This window comes from Microcystis sp. M49636_WE2 (genome assembly GCF_030065375.1).
Lineage (GTDB): Bacteria > Cyanobacteriota > Cyanobacteriia > Cyanobacteriales > Microcystaceae > Microcystis > Microcystis aeruginosa_C.
On sequence record NZ_JASJFG010000711.1, the window covers coordinates 1 to 3,563 of the forward strand.

Below are 3,563 nucleotides of genomic sequence, written 5' to 3' on the forward strand. Positions count from 1 at the left end.
AACTCTGCTAGTCGCACCCACTTCTGTGGTGGGAAATTGGGCAAAAGAAATTGAAAAATTTGCCCCCCATCTTCAGGTTTTAATTCACCATGGTAGTAAGCGCTATCAAGATGAGAGCGAATTTCAGACAGTAGCTAGTCACAAGGATATCGTCATTACTTCTTTTACCTTAGTTCGCAAGGATTTGAAATTATTTAACTCGCAATCTTGGCAACGTTTGGTAATTGATGAAGCACAAAATATCAAAAATCCTAAATCGGCACAAACTAAAGCAATCTTGAGTTTATCTGCACAACATCGTCTCGCATTAACGGGAACTCCAGTAGAAAATAGACTGCTTGATTTATGGTCAATTTTTAACTTCCTTAACCCCGGTTATTTAGGTAAAGAAACTCAATTTCGTAAAGCTTTTGAAGTGCCAATCCAAAAACAAAATGATCGTCTCCAGTCCACGGTTCTCAAAAAATTAGTGGAACCTTTTATTCTGCGTCGGGTAAAAACCGATAAGCAGATAATTAAAGATTTGCCTGACAAAGTGGAACACAAACAGTATTGTAATTTAACTAAAGAACAAGCTTCTCTCTACGAAGTTGTCATCAAAGAAGTGGAAAAACAATTAGAAGAAGCGGAGGGAATAAAACGCAAAGGATTAATTTTATCTACCCTGATGCGCTTGAAACAAATTTGTAATCACCCGCGTCAATTTTTACAGGATAACAGTGCTTTTACTCCTGAGCGATCGCATAAGTTAGAGCGTTTGGGAGAAATGCTAGAAGAAGTAATTTTAGAGGGAGATAGTCTGCTAATTTTCACTCAATTTACTGAAATCGGTGACTCCTTACAAAAGTACCTCAAACAAACTTTTCGCTATAATACCTATTATCTTCACGGGGGGACTTCTCAACCAAAACGAGAACAAATGATCGAAGAATTTCAACATCCCGAAACAGAACCTTCCGTATTTATTTTATCCCTAAAAGCTGGGGGAGTGGGGATTACTTTAACCAAAGCAAATCATGTTTTTCATTTTGATCGTTGGTGGAATCCTGCGGTGGAAAATCAAGCAACTGATCGCGCTTTTAGAATTGGTCAACAAAAAAATGTTTTCGTGCATAAATTTGTCACTTTGGGAACCTTAGAGGAAAGAATTGATGAAATGATCGAGGAAAAGAAAAAGGTAGCTAATGCTATTGTTAGTAATGATGAATCCTGGTTAACGGAATTAGATAACGAAAGTTTTCGTCAGTTAATCGCATTGAATAAACAGACAATTATTTAATCGAGGTAAACCTATGAATAAATTTAGTAAAACTTGGTGGGGACAACGCTTTATAGAAGCATTAGAAGAATTTACCGACTCAGCACGCTTGAGTCGAGGACGTTCCTACGCTAAAAATGATAAAGTCAAGAATTACAAAATTGACGGTAATTTAATTACTGCTCAGGTGCGAGGTTCCATTAATCCCTACTTTGGGGTTTACAAAGAACCTTTGTATAAGGTGAGTATCGAGATTAAACCAATTACTAAAGCAGAGTGGTCACAAGCTTTATATAATCTTGGTTCAAGAGCGAGTATGATCTCTAAACTGCTGCTCAAAGAAGTTCCCGATAATATTGATGAAGCATTTAGCGATCTGAATCTCCACTTATTACCCCACAATCAAAAGGATTTTATCACCAATTGTTCCTGTCCCGATTGGGAAAATCCCTGTAAACATATTGCCGGAGTTTATTACCTCGTTGCCTCCCAATTAGATCAGGATCCTTTCCTCTTATTTGAATTACGGGGTATCTCTCGTCAAAAATTACTGCAAGAGTTAGCAAAAACTCCTCTCGGTAAGTTGCTTTCCTCCTCCATCCAAGAGGAAAAAATTCCTCTTAACCCCGGGACTTCCTATCACACTAAACCCGAAACCATACCGGCATCAGAAACAATTGATCTCAAAGAATTTTGGCACTCTCATCACCGTTTACCAGAAAATCCTCAGTTAGTTAAATCCGCAACTATTCCCGCAATTGTCATTAAAAAAGCTGGTGATTATCCTGCATTTTGGGATAAGGATACCTCCTTTATCGAGGTAATGGAAGAAATGTATCAACGGGTACGCAATAAAAATGCAGGGATACTTTAAAAAAATATAAGTTTTCCTTTTGGGGAGTCAGCAGTCAGTCCCGATGTCAAATTAGGTTACACTTTATCTGGATCAGAAACGCTGTAGCTAAATTGCTGACTTTTTGACTTAGGTATCTATCCATAGGAGGGTAGATTAGAATAAACAGGTCAACAACTGACAGTAATTGAAAATCTACCCCTAACCTGTTAGTATTGTTATGAGACTGGACATAAGAGAGATACAATGGAATCCTTAATTATTGAAAATTTTCTGATTATTAAGTATGCGGAAATAGAGATTAAAAAAATTAATGTTATCATCGGTGAACAGTCCACTGGTAAAAGTATTATTGCTAAATTAGTTTTTTTATTTGAAACATTTTTGTTTTTAAAGATTAAAATTTATGCTTTTAATGCTAAGGATCAAAAAGCTATCAGACGCATGGTGCTGCAAGATTTCGAGCAGCTATTTCCTAGATATGCGTGGAAAGATCAGTCCTTTAAAATAAGTTATGCTTTTAAAAATACTACTTTTATTATTGAAAGACATAAAGAAAGTTCCGATGGATATTATAAATTAACATTCACCTATTCAGAAAATTTTAAACAGCTTTATAATAGAATCATTAGACAGATAAGACGATTGGATAGAGATGATAGCTTAAAATCAAGCTCAAAAGCTCTTGAATACATCGAAAATAATCTTTCTGCTTCTGACTTATTTAAAGATCGAGAAGGATTTATACCCACAGAAATCTTCTTTATTCCAGCTGGTCGCACTCTGTTTGTTAAATACTTGACCAATAATATTTTTGCCTTTTTAGCTAATAATTTTGATCTTGATCCTCTCATTATCAACTTTGGCTCTAATTATGAAAATGCTCAACGCCAATACAGAATAATTAATGAATCAGAAAGTTTATTCCTATATAAAAAAGATGATAAAAAACTTTATGATCAAATTAAATTAATTACTGAAAAAATTCTATCGGGTAGCTATGGAAGAGAAAAAGATCAAGATTGGCTTTATCATGCCGATGGGAGAAAGATTAACTTAATTGATGCTTCAAGCGGACAACAAGAAGCCTTACCAATGTTATTAATTCTCTTAGTTTTCCCCTTTTTTGCCACTCACGAATCTAATCAATTTTTCATTGAGGAACCTGAAACCCATCTTTTTCCCTCCGCTCAAAGAGATATGGTAGAACTATTTACCTTACTTTATGCTAATAAAAATTGTCGTTTTTTTCTCACTACCCATAGTCCCTACATTCTCACAGCTTTGAATAATAAAATCATGGCAGCTAACGTTGAGCCTGTCAAAGCACAAAAATCTTTAGGTTATAAAAATACTATTCAATTTCAAGATGTGTCAGCCTACACAATTAGCAACGGACAAACTCAAAGTATCTTAGATACAGAGGTGAACTTGATTGGTATCAATAACCTC

Annotated in this window: 3 protein-coding genes; all 3 read left to right on the forward strand. The window is 35.3% G+C overall.

All coding sequences use genetic code 11. The annotated features are described in order from the left end of the window. On the forward strand, positions 1-1,279 hold a 1,279-nt coding region (locus PX484_RS16245), incomplete at its 5' end, for a DEAD/DEAH box helicase (RefSeq protein ID WP_288104761.1). Between the two features lie 13 nt (positions 1,280-1,292). Next, positions 1,293-2,132, forward strand: a complete 840-nt coding sequence (locus PX484_RS16250; RefSeq protein WP_002802709.1) for an SWIM zinc finger family protein — start codon at positions 1,293-1,295, stop codon at positions 2,130-2,132. A 225-nt stretch (positions 2,133-2,357) separates the two neighbouring features. Next, a partial coding sequence (locus PX484_RS16255; RefSeq protein ID WP_288104764.1) for an AAA family ATPase occupies positions 2,358-3,563 on the forward strand: 1,206 nt, incomplete at its 3' end.